The sequence below is a fragment of the Bacillus sp. JCM 19034 genome (assembly GCF_001310635.1).
GTDB lineage: Bacteria > Bacillota > Bacilli > Bacillales > Bacillaceae_D > Halalkalibacter.
In genome coordinates this window covers 158,791-179,633 of the sequence record NZ_BAXR01000005.1, presented here as the reverse complement: position 1 = coordinate 179,633, position 20,843 = coordinate 158,791, and the positions used below count along the sequence as shown (strand labels likewise).

The 20,843-nt window shown below is 37.3% G+C and carries 21 protein-coding genes; 19 read left to right on the top strand and 2 right to left on the bottom strand.

The window, feature by feature from the left end:
- Nucleotides 1–229 precede the first annotated feature (229 nt).
- The 10 genes from JCM19034_RS10545 (at nt 230) to JCM19034_RS10515 (ending at nt 11,898) form a co-directional block, all read left to right on the top strand.
- The gene (locus tag JCM19034_RS10545; RefSeq protein ID WP_197276391.1) at nt 230–2,737 is read left to right on the top strand and encodes a glycoside hydrolase family 3 protein; all 2,508 of its coding nucleotides are present in this window, start codon (nt 230–232) and stop codon (nt 2,735–2,737) included.
- Complete coding sequence (locus JCM19034_RS24080) at nt 2,710–3,003, top strand: glycoside hydrolase family 3 N-terminal domain-containing protein (protein WP_197276390.1); 294 nt, start codon at nt 2,710–2,712, stop codon at nt 3,001–3,003. The genes JCM19034_RS10545 and JCM19034_RS24080 overlap by 28 nt, the downstream gene beginning before the upstream one ends.
- Before the next feature lie 242 nt (nt 3,004–3,245).
- Entirely contained in the window at nt 3,246–3,572 is a 327-nt protein-coding gene (locus JCM19034_RS23145) for a hypothetical protein (protein ID WP_231686914.1), read from the top strand.
- Nucleotides 3,545–5,452, top strand: a complete 1,908-nt coding sequence (locus JCM19034_RS10540; protein ID WP_231686913.1) for a glycoside hydrolase family 3 C-terminal domain-containing protein — start codon at nt 3,545–3,547, stop codon at nt 5,450–5,452. The genes JCM19034_RS23145 and JCM19034_RS10540 overlap by 28 nt, the downstream gene beginning before the upstream one ends.
- Before the next feature lie 77 nt (nt 5,453–5,529).
- Nucleotides 5,530–5,661 (top strand): hypothetical protein, encoded by a 132-nt coding sequence (locus JCM19034_RS24075; protein WP_269431689.1) that lies wholly within the window; start codon nt 5,530–5,532, stop codon nt 5,659–5,661.
- A 34-nt stretch (nt 5,662–5,695) separates the two neighbouring features.
- A complete protein-coding gene (locus JCM19034_RS10535) occupies nt 5,696–6,328 on the top strand; it encodes a hypothetical protein (protein WP_062049553.1) in 633 nt (210 codons plus the stop codon).
- A gap of 15 nt (nt 6,329–6,343) precedes the next feature.
- Nucleotides 6,344–7,360 (top strand): glycosyltransferase family 2 protein, encoded by a 1,017-nt coding sequence (locus JCM19034_RS10530; protein ID WP_062049551.1) that lies wholly within the window; start codon nt 6,344–6,346, stop codon nt 7,358–7,360.
- A gap of 290 nt (nt 7,361–7,650) precedes the next feature.
- Nucleotides 7,651–10,068: a beta-glucosidase gene (locus tag JCM19034_RS10525; protein ID WP_062049549.1), complete on the top strand. Its 2,418-nt coding sequence runs from the start codon at nt 7,651–7,653 to the stop codon at nt 10,066–10,068.
- Between the two features lie 143 nt (nt 10,069–10,211).
- Entirely contained in the window at nt 10,212–11,222 is a 1,011-nt protein-coding gene (locus tag JCM19034_RS10520) for a YndJ family protein (RefSeq protein ID WP_062049548.1), read from the top strand.
- Nucleotides 11,209–11,898, top strand: a complete 690-nt coding sequence (locus JCM19034_RS10515) for a hypothetical protein (RefSeq protein WP_062049546.1) — start codon at nt 11,209–11,211, stop codon at nt 11,896–11,898. The genes JCM19034_RS10520 and JCM19034_RS10515 overlap by 14 nt, the downstream gene beginning before the upstream one ends.
- A 227-nt stretch (nt 11,899–12,125) precedes the next feature.
- Here the strand turns inward: JCM19034_RS10515 and JCM19034_RS10510 are convergent, their stop codons facing one another.
- Both JCM19034_RS10510 and JCM19034_RS10505 read right to left on the bottom strand, forming a co-directional pair.
- Complete coding sequence (locus tag JCM19034_RS10510; RefSeq protein WP_062049544.1) at nt 12,126–12,683, bottom strand: cysteine hydrolase family protein; 558 nt, start codon at nt 12,681–12,683, stop codon at nt 12,126–12,128.
- A gap of 232 nt (nt 12,684–12,915) precedes the next feature.
- Nucleotides 12,916–13,647, bottom strand: coding sequence for a GntR family transcriptional regulator (locus JCM19034_RS10505; RefSeq protein WP_082393971.1), 732 nt, complete (start codon nt 13,645–13,647; stop codon nt 12,916–12,918).
- Nucleotides 13,648–13,897: 250 nt separating this feature from the next.
- Here JCM19034_RS10505 and JCM19034_RS10500 point away from each other — a divergent pair, with 250 nt between their 5' ends.
- The 9 genes from JCM19034_RS10500 (at nt 13,898) to JCM19034_RS24890 (ending at nt 20,835) form a co-directional block, all read left to right on the top strand.
- Complete coding sequence (locus tag JCM19034_RS10500; RefSeq protein ID WP_062049541.1) at nt 13,898–14,857, top strand: sugar ABC transporter permease; 960 nt, start codon at nt 13,898–13,900, stop codon at nt 14,855–14,857.
- The gene (locus JCM19034_RS23140) at nt 14,857–15,231 is read left to right on the top strand and encodes a hypothetical protein (RefSeq protein WP_231686912.1); all 375 of its coding nucleotides are present in this window, start codon (nt 14,857–14,859) and stop codon (nt 15,229–15,231) included. Before JCM19034_RS10500 ends, JCM19034_RS23140 begins: the two co-directional genes overlap by 1 nt.
- On the top strand, nt 15,210–15,722 hold the full coding sequence (locus JCM19034_RS23135) for a carbohydrate ABC transporter permease (RefSeq protein ID WP_231686911.1): 513 nt from the start codon (nt 15,210–15,212) through the stop codon (nt 15,720–15,722). Before JCM19034_RS23140 ends, JCM19034_RS23135 begins: the two co-directional genes overlap by 22 nt.
- Before the next feature lie 104 nt (nt 15,723–15,826).
- Complete coding sequence (locus JCM19034_RS10490) at nt 15,827–17,170, top strand: extracellular solute-binding protein (protein ID WP_062049539.1); 1,344 nt, start codon at nt 15,827–15,829, stop codon at nt 17,168–17,170.
- A 14-nt stretch (nt 17,171–17,184) separates the two neighbouring features.
- Nucleotides 17,185–17,382 (top strand): hypothetical protein, encoded by a 198-nt coding sequence (locus tag JCM19034_RS10485; protein WP_062049537.1) that lies wholly within the window; start codon nt 17,185–17,187, stop codon nt 17,380–17,382.
- A 248-nt stretch (nt 17,383–17,630) separates the two neighbouring features.
- The gene (locus JCM19034_RS10480) at nt 17,631–18,155 is read left to right on the top strand and encodes a PHP-associated domain-containing protein (protein WP_231686910.1); all 525 of its coding nucleotides are present in this window, start codon (nt 17,631–17,633) and stop codon (nt 18,153–18,155) included.
- 152 nt (nt 18,156–18,307) lie between these two features.
- Nucleotides 18,308–19,534: a sulfatase gene (locus tag JCM19034_RS10475; protein ID WP_062049535.1), complete on the top strand. Its 1,227-nt coding sequence runs from the start codon at nt 18,308–18,310 to the stop codon at nt 19,532–19,534.
- A 177-nt stretch (nt 19,535–19,711) separates the two neighbouring features.
- Nucleotides 19,712–20,014 (top strand): family 43 glycosylhydrolase, encoded by a 303-nt coding sequence (locus tag JCM19034_RS24895; RefSeq protein WP_370621890.1) that lies wholly within the window; start codon nt 19,712–19,714, stop codon nt 20,012–20,014.
- On the top strand, nt 20,011–20,835 hold the full coding sequence (locus JCM19034_RS24890) for a family 43 glycosylhydrolase (protein ID WP_370621889.1): 825 nt from the start codon (nt 20,011–20,013) through the stop codon (nt 20,833–20,835). The genes JCM19034_RS24895 and JCM19034_RS24890 overlap by 4 nt, the downstream gene beginning before the upstream one ends.
- Nucleotides 20,836–20,843 lie beyond the last annotated feature (8 nt).

The following is a 20,843-nucleotide window of genomic DNA, read 5'->3' as shown; positions in this document are numbered from 1 at the left end:
GTTATGATGTGGAGACCCGCATCAGACGGCTTTTTTTATCTTTATCAACTTGTAGTTACCCCCTTGTAACTTTTGGTTGATAGCCTATAAAAACGTGGTACGTTAGTCTTATACATACAGTCATGAGTATTTTTGAAAACGAAATCATGATTGAATGAATGAGGCAGTTTATTTTAGGGGGGTAACACGTGAGTAAGGTAGTAGAGAGTAAAAAACGACAGTTGGGTTAATGGTAGCTTTATTTGCCCTAATGATTGTAACGGTTGTAATCGCTTCGATGCTATTATCGGTTCCGCAATTGGTTCAATCGTTCATGATTGGAGTTATTATCGTTGGGGTACTCATTTTCATTCTTGGTCTAATATGGTCTAAGAAAAACAAGACAGAGAAAAAAGGAAAACGTGTAGTATTGATTTCATTATTAAGCCTTGGAATCATTGCATTAATTGGAATTAATATTGCGATTTATCATTATCAAGTAGTCATTGATCAATACTTAACGAAAGTTGAAGTAGATCAGGATGAGCTTGCTGAGATTGAAAGCGATTCAAGGGATCTCACGGAGAAAATCCAAGAAGAAGGAATTGTGTTACTAGAAAATAAAAATAATACACTTCCATTGAATACAGAAATTGAAAATGAAATGAATATTAGTGTTTTTGGTCAAAGATCTGTAGGGATTGTTTATGGAGGAAGTGGCTCAGGTGCTGGTGATGAGAGTCGGAACGTCAATTTAAAGCAAGGTCTTGAAAATGCTGGATTTAATGTGTACGGCGAATTAACGGAGTTTTATGAGTCTTTTGCTCCTGAAAAAGATGATCAGAATAACTTTGAGCTTCATGGTGGAGATTTTACATTAATGGAGCCTGAATTAAGTGAATTCTCTGAGGAATTATTAGCTGGTGCTGAGGAGTTCTCTGATGTAGCACTTATCGTTCTTGCAAGAGAAGGTGGCGAAGGGGACGACCTTCCGTTTGAAACAGAAGAACATGGAGGCTCAGAAGATCGACACTATTTACAGCTAACAGAAGCTGAAGAAGAAATGATTGATATGGTTACATCAATGGACTTCGAAAAAGTTGTTGTATTAGTAAACTCAAGTAATGCTATGGAGTTAGGATTTTTAGAAGATGACGCAATTGATGCAGCTTTATGGATCGGTGGCCCAGGTTCAACAGGATTAAATGCAGTTGGTAGCGTACTTGCCGGAGATGTAAATCCATCAGGTCGTCTAGTTAATGTGTATGCCTATGATCTTTCAACGGCACCTGGATTTTATAACGCTGGTGATTTTAGATTTTTAAATTCAGAGCATGTTACGGTAGATAAATTTGGAGAATCAAGTGATAAATATCATGCATTTTTAAATTATGCAGAAGGTATTTATGTTGGTTATCGTTTTTATGAAACACGATTTGTCGACAATGAAACAGGTGAAATTGATGAAGATGCTTACGAAAGTGTAGTTCAATATCCATTTGGTTATGGATTAAGTTATTCTGATTTCACTCAAGAAATAACGAATTATAATGCAACATCTGAGATGATTACAGTTGAAGTTGAAGTAACGAATACAGGTGATGTTGCTGGTAAGGAAGTTGTACAAGTTTATTATACATCTCCATATTATGAAGGTGGTATTGAAAAGTCACATGTTGTATTAGGTGCTTTTGATAAGACAGATATGCTAGAGCCAGGTGCTTCTGAGACAGTTACACTTGAAATTCCTGTTGAAGAAATGGCTTCATATGATTATCAAAATGAGCAAGCGTACGTTCTTGATGAAGGTACTTACGAAATTAAATTGATGAATAACTCTCATGATGTTATTGATTCTCGTGATTTTGAATTAACGGAAACCATCGTCTTTAATGAAGGCAATGAGCGCAGTACAGATGAAATGGTAGCAACAAACGTATTTGATGATGCACTTGGTGATATCACATATGTTTCGAGAGCCGATTGGGAAGGTACACTTCCGACGGAGCGAACACCAGAGATGGATGCTTCTGAGGAGATGCTTGACATTTTAAACAGTCACTTAGTCATTGATAACGACGGAGATGAAGATATTGTTTTTGCTGATCACGGATTAACGTTAGAGGATGTTCGTGGCTTAGATTATGATGATCCGTTATGGTCTGACTTATTAGAGCAACTGTCGATTAATGATATGGCAAGACTAATTGGTTTTGGTGGGTATGCAACACAGGAAGTAGAATCAGTTGGAAAGCCTGCTACGATTGAACTAGACGGTCCAGCTGGAATCAATAGTATTTTTACAGGTTTACAGGGTGTTCAATTTGTCAGTCAAGTCGTTATTGCATCAACTTGGAATGTTGATCTTGCAGAGCAAATGGGTGAGCAATTTGCTGCTGAAGCAACAATCCATGGTGTAAGTGGTCTTTATGCACCAGGTGTTAATATTCACCGTACACCATTCTCTGGAAGAAACTTTGAATATTACTCCGAGGATGGCTTCCTTTCAGGGAAAATGGGTGCAGCATTTGTACAAGGTTCAGAATCTAACGGTGTTTATACGTTTGTGAAACACTACGCTTTAAATGATCAAGAAAAAAATCGTGATGGTGTCGTTGTTTGGACAAATGAACAAGCGATTCGCGAAATTTACTTGAAGCCATTTGAGTTAACTGTAAAAGAAGGTGGAGCAACTGCAATGATGTCTTCCTTTAACCGTATTGGAACGACATGGCTGGTGGCCACTATGGCTTATTAACGACTGTATTACGTGACGAATGGGGCTTTAATGGTACAGTAATTACCGATTTCAACTTATTCGCTCATATGAATACAGATCAAGCGATTCGTGCCGGTAATGATTTGATCCTTACTCCACTTGGAGATGAACCATCAGAGGCGAGTACGACAACAAATACAGGGAAGCAAGCGATGAGAAATGCTTCACATAATATTCTATACACTGTCGCTAATAGTAATGTATTTGAATTAAATCCACGTCAATTCCCTTATTGGTATTACTGACTGGACTTGCTAATACACTTCTTCTTGCTCTATTAACACTTGGGTTCTATAAAACGGCTCATGCTAGAAGACGTAAAGAGGAAAGTAACGAAAGTGTATAAAAGTAGAAATAAATAAGCTAAGTAGGTTAAGCGGGACTAGTAAGGTCTAAGCGCCTAATGAGGAGAAGTAGCTCCTCATTAGGCTTTAATCAGTATGGTATAGAGCTAGATAACCGCTAATAAGCAAAAGAGGAGTACATCATGAAACATAAAGAAATCATTGAACAAATGACATTAGAAGAAAAAGCGTCTTTAATGTCTGGTAAAGATTTTTGGCAAACTGAAGCGGTGGAGCGTCTTGGCATTGAAAGTATGTTTCTTGCTGACGGACCACACGGTATTAGGAAACAAGCAAAAGCGGCCGATCACCTTGGGTTAAATGAAAGTATTCCTGCAACTTGCTTTCCAACAGCGGCGACGGTAGCCAATAGTTGGAGTGAGGAGCTTGCTGAACAGATAGGTGAACATCTAGGAGAGGAAGCTGTCGCACAAGGGTTCATGTGTTACTTGGCCCTGGTATTAATATGAAGAGAAACCCGTTATGTGGACGTAACTTCGAATATTTTAGCGAAGATCCTTATCATACGGGAAAGCTTGCAGCACGATATATTAAAGGAATTCAGTCACATGGTATTTCTGCTTGTGTCAAGCACTTTGCTGCTAACAATCAGGAAGAAAGACGAATGTCTATTGATACAATTGTTGATGAACGAACGTTAAGAGAAATCTATCTGACTGCATTTGAAATTGCTATTAAAGAAGGAAAGACGAAAACAGTCATGTCTTCTTATAATATGGTAAACGGAAGCTACACGAATGAAAATATTCATCTTATGCAAGAAATTCTTCGTGATGAATGGGGCTTTAATGGAGTTGTTGTAACCGATTGGGGAGGCAGCAATGATCGTGTAGCTGGTCTAATTGCAGGTAATGAATTGGAGATGCCAACTACTGCAGGTGAAACAAATAAAGAAATTATTCATTCAATTAAAGAGGGAATTATAGACGAAGAAGTGTTAGACGTATGTGTTGATCGCTTACTTGATCTTCACTTTACAACGAAGCAAGCCTTTGAAAAGGAGAAAAAAGAGATTGATCAAAATAAGCACCATGAGATGGCTCAAAGAGTAGCAGAAGAGTCAATTGTATTATTAAAAAATGATGATCAGATTTTACCATTGAAAACAGATAAAAAAGTAGCTGTTATCGGTGATTTTGCGAAGGAAGCTCGTTATCAGGGCGCTGGTTCATCAGTTGTTAATCCAACAAAATTAGATAATACGCTTGACTGTATGAATGAATTAGGATTTAACGTTATTGGCTATGAGCGTGGGTTCGAACGTTACGGTAAGAAAAGTCAAAAATTAATTAATCAAGCAAGTGCTCTAGCAAAAGAAGCAGACGTTGTTCTTTTATATATTGGTTTAGATGAAGCAACAGAAGCGGAAGGTTTAGATCGTCAGAATATGAAAATTCCACAAAATCAATTAGATTTATTGCATTCACTTTACGAAGTGAACCATAATATTGTCGCAGTTCTTTCATGTGGATCAGCGGTTGAAATGCCTTGGATTTCTAAAGTGAAAGGATTGTTGCATGGCTATTTAAGTGGACAAGCAGGTGCGAAAGCAATCTTAAGAGTTATTGCAGGTGAAGTCAACCCATCTGGTAAATTAGCAGAGACGTATCCATTACGTTATGAAGATACGCCATCATATCGACACTTCCCAGGAAAGGAAGTAAGTGTTGAATATCGTGAAGGACCATTTATTGGTTATCGTTATTTTGATACGGCTGATGTTGATGTATTGTTTCCTTTTGGATTTGGATTAAGCTTTACAACGTTTGAATACGACAATATCCAAGTAACGAAGAATGGCGTAACCTTTTCAGTGACTAATACTGGATCTGTAGCTGGTAAGGAAATTGCACAACTATATGTTAGTTGTCAATCAGAATCTATTTTTAGACCTAGCAAAGAGCTAAAAGGGTTTACGAAAGTGCACTTAAAAGCGGGAGAAACAAAGACGGTTACAATTTCGTTTGATGATAAAACATTCCGCTATTTTAATGTGAAAACAAATCAATGGGAAATTGAAGAGGCTGACTATTCAATAATGGTCGGAGCATCGGTTGCAGATATTCGCTTAACTGCGACAATGTTTGTAGAAGGGACGAATGCACCGTTACCATATAAGAAAGAACAGTTACCGAGCTATTATTCAAGGAAAGTCAATCACGTCCCAGTCGAAGAATTTGAGCAATTAATTGAGAGGAAAGTTCCTACTCCACATTTCGATAAAACAAAACCACTTGGATACAATGATACGATTGCTCAATGTCAATATGCTAAAGGAGCATTAGCCCGGATGGCGTTCCGTCTTATTTCCTTTACTCATCGGTCTTAACGAAGATTGGACAAAGGGAAAAGGCAAATTTAATTATGATGTCTGTCTATCACATGCCATTTAGAGGGGTTGCTAGAATGACGGGTGGAGTTGTCAATATGCCGATGTTAGATGGAATATTAATGATTGTGAATGGACAATTTTTCAAAGGCTTAAGACATTTCTTCAAGGAACGTAGAAAAATGATCAAGGTCGCAAAAAGCCAATAATTTTCGCTAGCTTAAGCGACAAAGGAGATGTAAAATGAAAATAGAAGATAATAAACCTAAGAAGAAAACTGGATTAATAGGCCTTTGGACTAACTATCAAGAAAAACACCCGAATATTGCTCAATTTCTAATGTTTTTCATACTGAGTAATGGTGTAACAGTCCTTCAAATTGTTATTATGCCAGTATTTCGGAGTATCTTCTCAAAAACTGAGCTAGTAAATACTAGTTTTCAAATTTGGCAGCTTGGACATAACTTCGATGGAACACCTTACTATGTATTTGACTATGCAGCAGGAGCGATAGCTATTGGTGGAGGAGGCGGACTAGCCTATTTTCTATCAGTACAGCTTTCGATTGCTATTGCTCAGGTAATTAATTTCTTTGCCCAACGTAAAATTACGTTTAAGTCGAATAGTAATGTTTGGAAAGCAGCATTCTGGTATTTTATTGCCTATATTATTATCACTATTGGTGCTGCTGCAGCTCAAGGCTTCTATAAAGCACCGATTTATGATTTACTAATGAATTCGTGGGGGCTAGGCTCAACTGGAGAAACTTTAGCGGATTTCGTTACGATGATTATTAATAGTGCAATTTCATTCTGGGTGTTCTTCCCAATATTTAAGATTATCTTTAAGCAAGAGCCTGAAAAAGTAGAAAAGTAAAGGTAGTGTTTGAGTATGAAATTATTATCAGTAGTTATACCGTGCTATAATTCCGCAGATTATATGAAAAATTGTATTGAGTCTCTGTTGCCTGGGGGAGAGGACGTTGAGTTACTGATAGTGAATGACGGCTCTGTGGATGGGACTGCAGCCATTGCAGATGACTATGCTAATGCATATCCTACGATTGTTAAAGCGATCCATCAAGAAAATGGAGGTCACGGTGAAGCTGTGAACGCTGGCATTGCCCATGCAACGGGACTGTTTTTTAAGGTTGTAGATAGCGATGACTGGGTAGACGTAAGAGCTTATTTGAAATTACTAGACACGTTAAAAGAGCTTGTGGATACGAAGAACCTAGTTGATATGGTTGTCAGTAATTTTGTCTACGAAAAAGAAGGAGCAACTTATCGTAAGGTTATCAAATATGATAAAATTTTCCCGGAGGGTCGCATCTTTAGTTGGGATGAGATGGAGAAGTTTCCAAGAGGAAAATATATGCTAATGCATTCGATTATCTATCGAACACAATTGCTTCACGATTGTGGTTTGAAATTACCGAAGCATACGTTTTATGTTGATAACTTGTATGTTTATACGCCTCTCCCTTACGTCAAATCAATTTATTATTTGAATGTTGATTTCTATCGCTATTATATCGGAAGAGAAGGACAATCAGTACAGGAGCAAACAATGATAAAACGCGTTGACCAGCATATTAAGGTCAATAAGTTACTGTTAGAATCTGTCGACATATATGCTATTGAAAATGAAAATCTCCGTCATTATATGTTGAAGCATTTGGAGATAGTAACGGTTATTTCAACATTTTTGTTAATTCGTTCGGGTACAAAAGAAAATATCCGAAAGAAAAAAGAGCTTTGGCGTTATATTAAAGCAAAGGATGCTCAATTATATCGTTATTTGAAGTACGGTTTGTTAGGGCCGATTGTCAACCTTCCTGGACGTCCAGGGAGAATGGTATCGGTTGGAGTTTATAAGGTTTCACAAAAATTAATTGGATTTAACTAATATACTAGATAAAGGTGAAAAGTGAGAACATCTTAGCGATGTTTTCACTTTTTCTATTCTTACACAGGATAATGACGTTTTTCATAAAGAAAGTATTCTCATGGTACATAAGTTAGAAGTTTTAAAATGATTTGATTTTCGACCTAAAACAGCTCTATACCATATGTAAAAAAGATGCAATCTTATTTTCTTAATAGAATGGTTAAAAATTTATAGATTATATAGTAGAATGGATACTACGTAAAAGAAATTATTGCGAAAAACTCTTAACATAAAAAAGAGGAATAATCATGAAACATAAAGAATTAATTGCAAAAATGACATTAGAGGAGAAGGCGTCCTTAATGTCTGGAAAAGATTTTTGGCAATCACAAAATATTGTGCATCTCGGAATTAATAGCATCTATTTTGCTGATGGGCCGCACGGTATCCGAAAGCAAGCTGCAGGTGCAGATAAATTAGGTTTAAATATTGGTCATCCGGCTACTTGTTTCCCAACAGCAGCAACGGTTGCAAATAGCTGGAATACTGAGTTAGGGGAGAAGGTTGGTGAATACCTTGGAGAGGAAGCGCTTGCACAAGGGGTCAATGTATTGCTTGGTCCTGGTGTGAATATGAAGCGTAATCCATTGTGTGGAAGGAACTTTGAGTATTTTAGTGAAGATCCTTATCTCGCTGGAAAAATGGCTGCTAGTTACATTAGAGGGATTCAGTCGTATGGCATATCTGCTTGTGTGAAGCACTTTGCTGTAAACAACCAAGAGGGAAGGCGGATGTCCATTGATGCGGTCGTCGACGAGCGGACGTTGCGGGAGATTTATTTAACAGCATTTGAAATAGCGGTAAAAGAAGGGAAGACAAAGGCGGTAATGTCTTCTTACAATAAATTAAACGGAACATACGCGAATGAAAATAAGCATTTAATGCTAGATATCCTCCGTGGAGAATGGGGCTATAATGGTACAGTGATTACTGATTGGGGTGGCAGTAATGACCGTATTGCTGGGTTGTTAGCAGGTAATGAATTAGAGATGCCGACAACAGCAGGTGAAACAGACCGGGAAATTGTCGAAGCAATTCGTGAAGGTAAGCTAGAAGAAACAGTATTAGATCAATGTGTTGATCGATTATTAGAGCTTGTGTTTACTACAGAAGCAGCCCATAAAAAGCCTCATGAGGAGTTCCATGTAGAGCGGCATCATCGTGTTTCGCAAAAGGTTGCAGAAGAATCAATTGTTCTGTTGAAAAATGAAGGTAACATTTTACCGTTGAAATATGGAAAAAAGGTTGCAGTTATAGGCGATTTTGCTAAGGATGCACGTTACCAAGGGGCAGGTTCGTCCCTTGTTAATCCAACGATTTTGGATCATACGATGGATTGTTTTGAAGAATCGGGAATTGACAGCATTGGCTTTGAACAAGGATTTGAACGTTACGGAAAAAGAAATAAGGATAAGGTTCAAAAAGCTTGTGATCTTGCGAAAAAAGCTGATGTTACCTTGCTGTATATTGGGTTAGATGAGGTAACGGAAGCAGAAGGTCTTGATCGAAACAACATGAAGATTCCTGACAATCAAATTGAGTTATTAGATGCACTTTATGAAGTAAATCCAAATATAATTGCTATTCTCTCTTGTGGATCGGCAGTTGAAATGCCATGGATCAATAAAGTAAGAGGGCTCGTGCATGGTTATTTAGGAGGACAAGCAGGGGCTAGAGCCATCCTAAGAGTGTTATCAGGAGATGTTAATCCTTCTGGAAAGCTAGCAGAAACATATCCATTACGTTATGAAGATACTCCCTCTTACCATTATTTCCCTGGTGATGAAGCGAGTGTTGAATATCGGGAAGGTCCTTTTATTGGCTATCGTTATTATGATACAGCTGATGTTAATGTGCTTTTTCCGTTTGGTTATGGTTTGAGCTATACGACATTTGTCTATTCCAATATACAGGTGACAGACAATCAAGTTTCGTTTGAATTAACGAATACCGGCAATGTTGCGGGGATGGAAGTGGCACAGCTGTACGTTAGTTGTCAATCAAAGGAGATCTTTCGACCTAATAAAGAGCTAAAAGGCTTTAAAAAGGTTTTTATTAACGCAGGAGAAACGAAAGTAGTCACGATTCCTTTTGACGATAAAACATTCCGATATTATAATCGTAAAACAAATCAATGGGAAATTGAAGGAGCGAACTACACGATTATGATTGGAGCCTCGAGCACTGATATACGTTTAGAGGATACGCTATATGTTAACGGTACAGATGCACCGCTTCCTTACGAGCAAAATGAGCTTCTATCTTATTATTCTGGCAATATTAAAAACGTTCAGGTTAATGAATTCGAGAGTTTACTAGGACGAAAAGTTCCACCATCAAAGTGGGATCGTAATAAACCGCTCGGTTATACAGATACGATAGAACAATGTCAGTATGCGAAAGGGATATTTGGAAGGTTATTATTCCATTCAGTTGTCTTTGCTTATTGGTATTTAAAGAAAATTGGGAAACGAAGCAAGGCTAATTTAATCATGATGTCCATCTTCCATTTACCATTGCGAGGGATTGCGAGAATGACAGGTGGGATCGTAAATATGCCAATGCTTGATGGCATTATTATGATGATTAATGGTCGATTTTTTAAAGGACTAGGACATTTTCTAAAAGAGAGAAGAAAAATTGAAAAAGCTAAGAAAACAAAATAAACTGCAAAAGGGAACGACTAGCTAAGTCGTTGCTCTAGCTTGTCAACAAAGTCTAATATAACGGAATGGTTGACAAGCTTTTTGTATTTAAGCGAGAAGACAAGATAATGTCATGCGATTTCGTTCTCTGGAAAGGAGAAAGTATGAGAAGAAAAACACTAATACAAGCAATTACTGGATTTGTCGTTTGGTTCGTTTCTTATAGTCTATTGAATATTGGTCAGATTGAACGATTATTGTTATTTGCCATTCTTGTCATCGTTCCGCTCGTTCTTACGATAGTAGAGACAAAAGATCGTCAAGGGAGAAGATTTAAGTCGTATGTTCTCGCAATCTCACTTTACCCAGTTGGAGCATTGATGGCATTTGCTTCATTCTTTTTTCCACCAGGAATAGTAGCTGGAATCTTGTCCTTAGGTTGGCTGCTTTGGACAGTTGTGGTGTTTGTTTATGGTTTGTCACGATTAATGGTAAGAGGACTATCCTACCTTGAGGAAACGAGTATTGACGTCGGATTAATGTATTTACTCCTTGGCGGTGGTTGGTTTAGTTTATCTCAATTTGGCATTGATGTGATGAATTTCGGAGCACTAATTATTCTCTTAACAGCGATTCACTTTCATTATTCAGCGTTTATTACGCCAATATTTCTCGGTTTGTTAGGTAGGGTGTTAAGAACGAATGGTCAATCTCAAAAGATGTATCAGTTCGCAGCAATTGGTGTTATGGTTAGCCCGATAGGTGTCGCTATTGGCATAACGTATTCACGCTTTATTGAGTTTGTATTTGTAGTCATATTTGTTGCTTGTTTGTGGGTTTATACTTATTTGGTGCTAGTACACCTTCGAAAAATAACTAATAAAGCAGCATTTTTATTGATTAGTGGCTCGGCTATTATTCTCATTTTTACGATGTTTCTTGCGTTTTTATACGGGCTTGGTCGTCTATTACGTGTCGATTTTATTCTTATACCAGATATGGTGACATTACATGGGATTGGAAATGCATTTGGTTTTGTATTTGTAGGTGTATTAGGCTGGCTTTTGCTATTTCCTAAAGCGTATGCGGATGTATATGGAATTCCATTTAGTAAAATCGTTGGCAAATGGAAAATTGGTGCACATTTTTTGCAAAAATCAGTTGGATGTAAGTAAAGAAATAGCTTATAAAGGATTGATCGATCATTTTAGTCTTTTTGACCAAGAAGACTTTCATTCTCAAAAAGTGCATCATCAAATCAAATCCTTCTATGAAAATACACTCGCTTTTCAATTGACATCTACAACGTATTGGCATAAAGGATTTCGTCTATTGTCCAAGCTCTATAAGAAGGTAAGTAGAAAAATTGAACAAATTAATCTGCCATTACATGAAGAAGATGAACTTAAGGTCGACAGTCAGGTCATTTCGATTGACTCTAATCAAGATGGCAGGGTAAACCCTCGAGCATGGGTGCGGATTGACTCACAATCACAGAAGGCGGTTTTTGTAGCGATTTATTCGTATCATAAACATCACGAGCATGTTTATCTAAATATTGCACTACCATTACCTTTTGGACATATGACAGGAATTTTACGTATGGAAAATATGGAGGAGGAACAAAGTGACGGACTTGTTTTAACGAGTCAGTCGAAGAAGGGAGAAAAGGGGGATGAGGGAATTTATTATGTGACAAAGTGGTTTACTATCCGTCTCCCTCTTAATGAGCGATTTGAGGTTTGGACTAAGGATTTTACATCAGCGAAATTAAAAGCAACGCACAAAATGTGGTTGTATGGAAAGCAGTTTTTAACAATAAATTATTGGATTAGAAGAAAATGCACATAGATGTTGTTAATGCAGAAGCTATAGGAAACTTACGTAATTGGACATTACTTTGAGGAAGGTAAAGATTGATGGAGTATGCTCTGTATTTAGTAGATCATGAGGTTGTAAATCTTTTTATTGAAAAAATTACAAGCCAAATTATATTCATTAATTTGTCATACCCAAATAATATTCCAATTTCTTTGAAGCATACAAAGAAATTGGAATATTGCTTATCTAGCTACTATTTACCTATATGAATTATGTGTTGGATAGAATAACTCTTCCTCTGTGCTTCTTACAATTGAAAAGTTTTCAACATTGTAGTGTCCGTGAAGAGTTTCGTTATGATGCTTTATAATTTGTTCCGCACTTAAAACATCGCCATCTTTTGTTGAATGTCCATCTCCAACTAAGGTGACATCCATTCCATTAATAGTTGCTGTTCGGACTGCACTATCTATGCAATGTTGTGTTGCACATCCCATTACAACTATATGACTAATCTCTTGAGATTTTAAGTAATTTAGAAGTCCTGTTCCATGAAACGAATTCGTTGCCGTTTTATCAAAGAATTTCGCATCCTTTGGTACACTAACTTTTTCATGAACTTGAAATCCTTTTCCCATGCCTTCTGCAACCTCCAAGTCCCTTACAAAGACAATAGGAACATTGGAATTATTCGCTTTTTCAATCACTGAATTGATATTTGTAATAAGTTGTTCTTTATTGTAAACAGCACATTCTTCTTGATTCCCTTCAATTAATTCCTGCTGGGCATCAATGATTAACAATAGTTGTTTCAAATAATTTTCCCCTCTCAAATTTGGGGAAACGGCGCTTAAATTAATGTGACGTATTCCCCTTAATGTTTTTAACGTTGATAGATTCTTTCATTTTCATAATACCTACCTCCTACACTGAATTGCCCTCAAATTATGTATTTAAATTATGAGACAGTTAAATATTAGCATATTAGAGTTGAAATAACACCTAAATATCGTCAATCTTTTCTACTATCCCGCTTCAATAGTTGAACTATCGTGTCCTTCTAATTCGAAATTTAAAAATGTCATTCCGTAAATAGTCATAGCTTAACATGACAGGCCTGTTCAACTCATCATAGTGTAGTTGAATCATTTGCATAACCGTTGTCTGAGGATGAATAAGCAGCTTTTGACAATAACGATCAATATGAAGTGGTACGGCAAGTTCAGCGTCGCTTCGAATCATTTTAATTTTGCAATGATTTTCAAGAAATTCTGTTAATGATCCTTTCAGTTCCTTTTGTTCAAATGCATTTCCAACAATCGATTTCGGCATAACATTTAAAGAACAGACAACGGGTTCCCCATTAGCGGTCCGAATACGTTCGTGCTGGACAACAGGGTCTCCTCCATTTACTTTTAAATAGTCGGCCCACTCACTTGTAGCCGGAACAACGTCAGAGTATTCCTTCCGTTCGCCTTCTATTAACCCAGCAGATTGAATAAGCTCTCCGATTTTAGTTAACTTCTCCAAGCTATTATCAATTTTAGGTAAGGGACTTGTGACAAACGTTCCAACCCCATGCTTAACATTTACTTTTCCTTCCTGCTCTAATAATTTTATTGCAGAACGAAACGTTTCCCTACTCACTTGAAATGATTTAGCCATTTGCATCTCAGACGGCATCCGTTGACCAACTGCTAATTTTCCTGTATGAATCATTTCTTCTATTTTTTCTTTAATAACTAAATAACTAGGTTTCTCTGTAGTTTTTTTATTCATTTTAAAGCACCTCTAGACTTCTATTATAAATTGATTATATCACTTTTTTTATTTGTTCCATAGTATACCAAATTTATAAAGAATTGAATCAACAGTGGGAATGGCTGATAGTATAGCGTTTATAGAGTTTTGTTAAAGCTTTGTTAAACATTATTAATAGAAAGTTTACATGTTATAAACATTTCCTTAATGAAACTCTAGTAACATCAATTCACAAAGACGTCTATACATCATACAAAAGGAGGTCTTTATGGCAAAGACGATCACAGAATTACAAAACAATAGGCAGATACGAGTAAATAAGAGGGGAGAAAGAATAAGGTTAGTCAAAAGGGGGATTCCTCTCTATTTAATGATGTTACCAGGTGTGCTTTTCTTTCTCATCTTTAAATATGGGCCAATGATAGGGTTAACGGTCGCTTTTATAGACTATGATCCATTTAAAGGATTTTTTCAAAGCGAGTGGGTCGGCTTAGATCACTTTATCCGGCTGTTTCAGGAGAGACTTTTCTTATCTTTATTATGGAATACGTTTGTTTTGAGTATTTATGATATTTTATTTTATTTTCCTGCACCGATTATTCTAGCTTTACTACTGAATGAAATACGCTTGCGTTTTTTTCGGACGACAATCCAAACGATTTTATACACACCTCATTTTGTTTCATGGGTTGTTATCGTTGGGATTACGGTCATGCTGTTTTCAACTCAAAATGGGAGCATCAACAATTTATTAGTTGACTTAGGATTTGATCGGGTTGAATTATTGACTGACCCAAGCTATTTTCGACCGTTGTGGGTCATTCAAAATATTTGGAATGGGATTGGTTGGGATGCGATTGTTTATTTGGCAGCAATGTCAGCGATTAATCCGCAATTGTACGAGGCAGCAAGAGTTGACGGAGCGAATAGATTGCAAATGATTTGGCACATAACAGTGCCATCGATCATGTATTTGGTCATCATTATGTTGATTTTACGCTTTGGAGGATTTATGGATTTAAGTTTTACCCATATCTACCTTTTGCAAAACCCATTGAATATGAGTGTTTCAGATGTATTTGATACATATGTGTATCGTGCAGGTGTCATTGGTGGACAGTTTAGCTATACGACAGCTGTGGGCTTATTTAAATCGGTTGTTGCTTTAATAATGGTCATGGCAGCAAATACGATTGCCAAGAAGCTTGGTAAGGAAGGGGTTTACTAATGAGAAAGCTGAAATTAACTGAGGATAAATTATTTGAAATCATTGTTTATACAATCGTTTCACTCATTACCCTGACTGTGCTCTTACCGTTGCTATATGTTTATGGAAGTTCCATTGCTGATCGCAGTGAGTTTGTGACAAGAGGATTTTTTATCATTCCACGTGAGATTACTTTTGATGCCTATTTATATTTAATGAATAATGTAGAATTTCTAAATGCATTTAAAAATGCTGTCATCATTACGGTAGTTGGGACGTTTATCAATGTATTATTAACGACGTTAATGGCCTATGGTCTATCAAAAAATGGTTGCCTGGTCGGACGACTATTAATTTTATGGTGCTATTTACGATGTTATTTAGCGGTGGAATGATTCCACTCTATTTAATTGTTAATAGTTTAGGGCTTTTGGATTCGTATTGGGCAATTTGGTTAACAGGTGCAATTTCACCATTTTACCTAATTGTTATGAGAGGTTTGTTCGGAAATATTCCAAGAGAGTTAGAGGATGCTGCAAGAATAGATGGATGTGGGGAATGGCGCTTGCTTTTAGCTGTTGCTTTACCTTTAGCCAAACCTGCAATTGCGACATTTACGATCTTTTACATGGTAGCTCATTGGAATTCTTATTTTGAAGCGATTTTATATTTGCACGATCAAAGCCTTATGCCACTACAAGTCATGCTAAGACGTTTAATTATTCAAGATGAAGACTTATTAGGAACGGAGACAGCAGACATCTTGTTTAGTCCGGCAGTTCCAATGGCAGCCATCGTTATTACGATTACACCTCTAATAATTGTTTTTCCTTTTTTCCAAAAATACTTTAACAAAGGATTTTTATTAGGATCTGTAAAGGAATAAATTTACTGTTCGATTTGAAAGGGGTTGGTTGATGGGGCGTTTGCTAGTGATAGTTGAGTATAGTGATGGTTTGTCTTCGGTTATAAAAGGAGGGAGAAATAATAATGGAAAAATATCGATTGTTACTGATTGTAATGCTGTTACTGTTTGTTGTAATAGGATGCTCTGAAAGTAGTGAGGGAGAGAAGCAAACAGATGAAAATGATGAATTGTTAGAAGCAGAATTGAGTGATGACTTTGAACCGTTTAATTTCGATGAACATTTAACGATTTCAATGTTAACGACAGGTTCCCCGATTCAATATGAAGATAACCCAATTTTCGAATATATTGAAGAGAAGTTTAACGTCACGTTTGATATTCAATACTATGATCGAGATGACTTTGATACGTATTTAAGTACACTTGCAGCTAGTGGTGATTTACCTGATATTTGGCGTTTTGGCTACAATGATCCACGAATGTACATTGATTGGGCTGAGCGTGGTGCCTATTATGATGTGAAGCCATTACTTCAATACCATCCTGAGCTTGAGGAAGGAATTCCAACCTGGGCATGGGAGGTCTTAAACCCACCAGAAAGCTATTATGGAGTACCTGAATACCGCTTGCAAACGAGAAATGTACTCGCGATACGACAAGACTGGTTAGATAATCTTGGATTAGACGTTCCTGATACAATCGATGAATTTTATGAAGTTGCCCATGCTTTCGCACACCAAGATCCAAATGGAACGGGGCGCCAAGATACTATTGGCTTTTCGTCACTCGGCTTGTTCTCTGAGGATGGAACGGCGTGGCGTGGCGGAGCGTTTGGTTTAGCTAGAGAATGGAAAGAAGTAGATGGGCAGCTAATACCATATCAAGCACAACTGGAAGAATTAACAGAATATATTTCTTTTATGAGAAAAGCGTATGAAGAAGATGTGTTAGATAAAGATTTTATGTTACATAGTGATTGGCGTGATGCAAATGAACGTTTGAGTGAAGGGATTGCGGGAATTGAATATGTGAATCCAAACAGTGTTCATCGTAAAGAAGCGGAAGATATTAAGGAGCATGATCCAAACGCTACGTTGACGTTCATGGCACCGCCTGCTGGTCCGGATGGCGAAAGAACAACTCCTACAAGACCAAGCTACTTTAAAAAGGTTATTAACGCTAATGTTAGTGCTGAAAAAGCACACCGTATTTTAGCTATTTATGAATGGAATATTACAGAAGGTTATGAAATTACGCGTCACGGAATAGAGGATATCCATTATACGGTTCATGAGGATGGAACAGTTGAACAGCTTGATGCTTGGGACGAACATGAACCAGCGTCAATAGGAACAGACATATTACGAGCATGGAATCCCATGCACCGGGCTTATTGGTGGTTAGGAGAAGAGTTTGAACAAGAGTTAGCAGCGCAATATGAAGAGAATGAAACATATTTTGGGTAGATGACAATCCGGGATTGGTATCTGATAAAAATGTGGAAATAGGTGCTCAGCTCGACTCAGAATTTGAACAAGTGTTAACGGAAATTGTTGTCGGAAGAAGAGGGCTGGAAGATGTTGAATTAGCTGTTGATCAATGGCTAGAAAATGGTGGACAAGACATCATTGATGAAATGAATGAACTGTATGAAGATTATCAAGCTATAAGGCAATAATGGGGAAAGAGGTGTACAGCAATGAAAATAGATTTTCATACACATGCGAAGTTAAGTAAAAAAGCGGAATTTACGTTAGATGGGTTTAAGGAGCATATTGAAAATGCTAAGGAAAATGGGTTAGATGCCTTGCATTAACAGAACATTTCAATACAACCAATTTCGAATTAATTTACGATACATTAGATAGACATTTTCCTTATGAGAATGATTATTACAATGTTGACGGGGTAAGAGTATTTCCTGGAATGGAAGTGGATATTAAAGAAGTTGGCCATATACTTCTCATTGGAAATCGACAAGATATTCGAGAGGTAAATGATTTCCTCGTACCATACCGTTCAAAGGAGGAATTTATTCCTTTTGAACGTTTATTATCCTTTACACGGCCATATAACCTATTAAAAATTGGAGCACATCCATTTAGAGAAGCTAAAGGGTTAGCCCATTTGGAGAAAGAAGTGCTAACCCAATTAGATGCGTTTGACTTGAATGCAACCGATTTATATCACCAAGGCTTGAAAATGAGAATGCAGTTAGCAATATTTGCTCATGAATTACAGCTTCCGGTTGTTGCCGGTAGTGATACGCATCATTACCTTCAATTTGGAAGTGTCTATAATGAATTGAGAGAAAAAGCTGCTACCATTGATGAGTTAAGAGCGGTTCTAATGAGAAATGCTTACGATATAACCATTTCACCGTGTTTGAAGGAAAAGGTGAAAGCTGCAAGATTAGTAAAAAAGACTTTAAAGAAAAGTTTGAGTGTTTAATGAAGCGGCAACCGAATATTTTACTAATTTTATTTGATCAATTACGGGCTGATTATCTTGGTATGCACAATCATCTGTGCATACCCCTAATATTAATCAGTTAGCCAAACAAGGCGTTACTTTTACAGAGGCGGTCTGCAACAGTCCATCATGTGTACCGAGTCGAGCAGCATGATGAGTGGACTTTACCCACATCGGGTAACGTCTTAACGAATGATCATCACTATCCATTGGAGCAACGCACGTATATGCAAGAGTTACGTAAAGCGGGGTACCAGGTTGCAGGAATCGGTAAGCTTGAGCTCCATAAATCAGAGCTTGATTATGGGGAAAAAGGGAATGCTCCGATTAACTATCATTTTGGTTATACAGACCCGTTTGAAACAGAGGGGAAAATGAGTTCGGCGAAATTCCGTACGAGCGATCATAATTCAGGAAAACCATTAACTGGACCATATCAACATTATTTGCAAGGGAAAGGTTTGTTACAGAAGTATGTAAATCATTATCAGCAGCGTGAACAGCAGCCACCTTGGAATGTTGCATGTTCAATTTTAGAAGAGGAAGACCGGATTGATGCATTCATTGGTAGAAAAGCGTGCTCGTTCATACAGGAGGCTACAAATGAGAAGCCTTGGTTTTGTAGTGTGAATTTTGTAAGTCCACACGACCCGTGGGATGCTTCAAAACGCTTTTATGACGCCTATCAAGATAATGATTTCCCCCCATCGATTAGAAAAAATGCAGAAGGGAAACCTTCTTGGATAGTGGATAGACAAAAGGCACATAGCTCTAACATGACTGCAATGGATCTGAAGGAAGTGAAACGACATTATGCTGCAATGATTACGCAGTTGGATGAGTGGGTAGGAAAAATCACCAATTGTATAAACGAGCAGGAATTAGAGCGAGATACGATCATTATTTTTGCGTCAGATCATGGTGAAATGCTAGGAGATCATGGTTTGTTTAGAAAAAATGTCATGTACGAAAGTGCAATTCGCGTCCCTCTCATTATTGTTGATCCGACAGCATCTTCAACAAAAGGGACGATTAATCAACAATTAGTCGAGCTTGTTGATTTATTTCCGACTATTCTTGAAATGGCAGGCATTCCGACAGACGATATGGATCTTGATGGAAAATCCATTACCTCATTGTTAAAAGGAAATGATGGAATGCAGCATAAACCGTTTCAATATGGGCAATGGGATGATATGAAAATGATTCGTAATCAGCAATTTAAATTAATTGATTATGGTCAACATGGATTGGAGCTATATGATATTTACAACGATCAAGAAGAACAAGTAAATTTAGTCGATGAACAGCAAGAGGTTGTTCGATCTTTAAAGCATGTATTAGACAAGCTATCATAATTGATCTCTCACTATGGAATTGCATGATCTATAGTGGGAGTTTTTAATTTTTTCTATGTTTTTTAATGGGTAATATAATTGTAAAATAATTAATTTTTATATTTATATTTCAGGGCAGATTTGCTATAGTAATACGTGAAAGTGTTTTCATATTGCGTTTAAAAGGAGTAAAAGAAGATGGATAAAACGATAGTGAAAAATCCTATTTATTGGGCGGATATTCCAGACGTTGATGTGATAAGAGTGGATTCAAGTTATTATATGGTTAGTACGAGTATGCACACAGTACCTGGTTGTCCAATTATGAAATCAACGAATTTAGCAGATTGGGAGCTTATTGGTTATGTATTTGATACGTTAGAGGATAATGATGCCCATCGATTAATAGATGGAAAAGGGATTTATGGCCAAGGTTCTTGGCTGCGAGCTTGCGATATCACAATGGAACATTTTATGTTTGTTTCTCTAGTAATGATATGAAGCAATTTTATATTTATCAGACTAATGATATTGAAAATGGCCCATGGGAACGTTCAGTGATCGAAGGGATTTATCATGATCCAGCTTTATTATTTGATGATGGCCATGTTTACGTGATTTATGGCTGTGGTGATATCCGAATTACTGAGCTTACCGACGATGTTACGGCTGTTAAGAGTGATGGAGTAAACCAGTTATTATTAGAAACAGAGAAGGAAGGGATCGGCTTACGTTGTGAAGGGTGCCACGCCTATAAATTGAATGGCTATTATTATTTGCTGTTTATTGAATGGCCAACTGGAGGCAATCAACGAAGACGACAAATTGCTTATCGTTCAAAGGAACTGTTCGGAGAATATGAACGTCACATTATTTTTGATGATGATATGGGCTACTTTAATAAAGGTATTGCTCAAGGAGCGATTTTTGATACACCGAATAATGAATGGTATGCGATGCTGTTCCAAGATCATGATGCAGTTGGGCGCATTCCATATGTTCTACCAGTGAATTGGGAAGAGGACTGGCCGATGATTGGAGTGAATGGAAAGGCACCAGAACAGTTCGAGGTTGATTTACCAGCGGTCTCTACAAAAAAATCACTAGTTATAAGCGATGATTTTGATTACGTGCAAAATAAACTTCCGCTAAATTGGCAATGGAATCATAATCCTGACAACGAAAAATGGTCTGTTACGAAACGCCCTGGCTATTTAAGGCTGGAAACTTGTCATCTTGCTGATCGTATATTACAAGCACGAAATACGTTAACCCAGCGAACAGAGGTCCTACTTGTGAAGCTTCAACTAAAATTGAGCTAAGAAATATG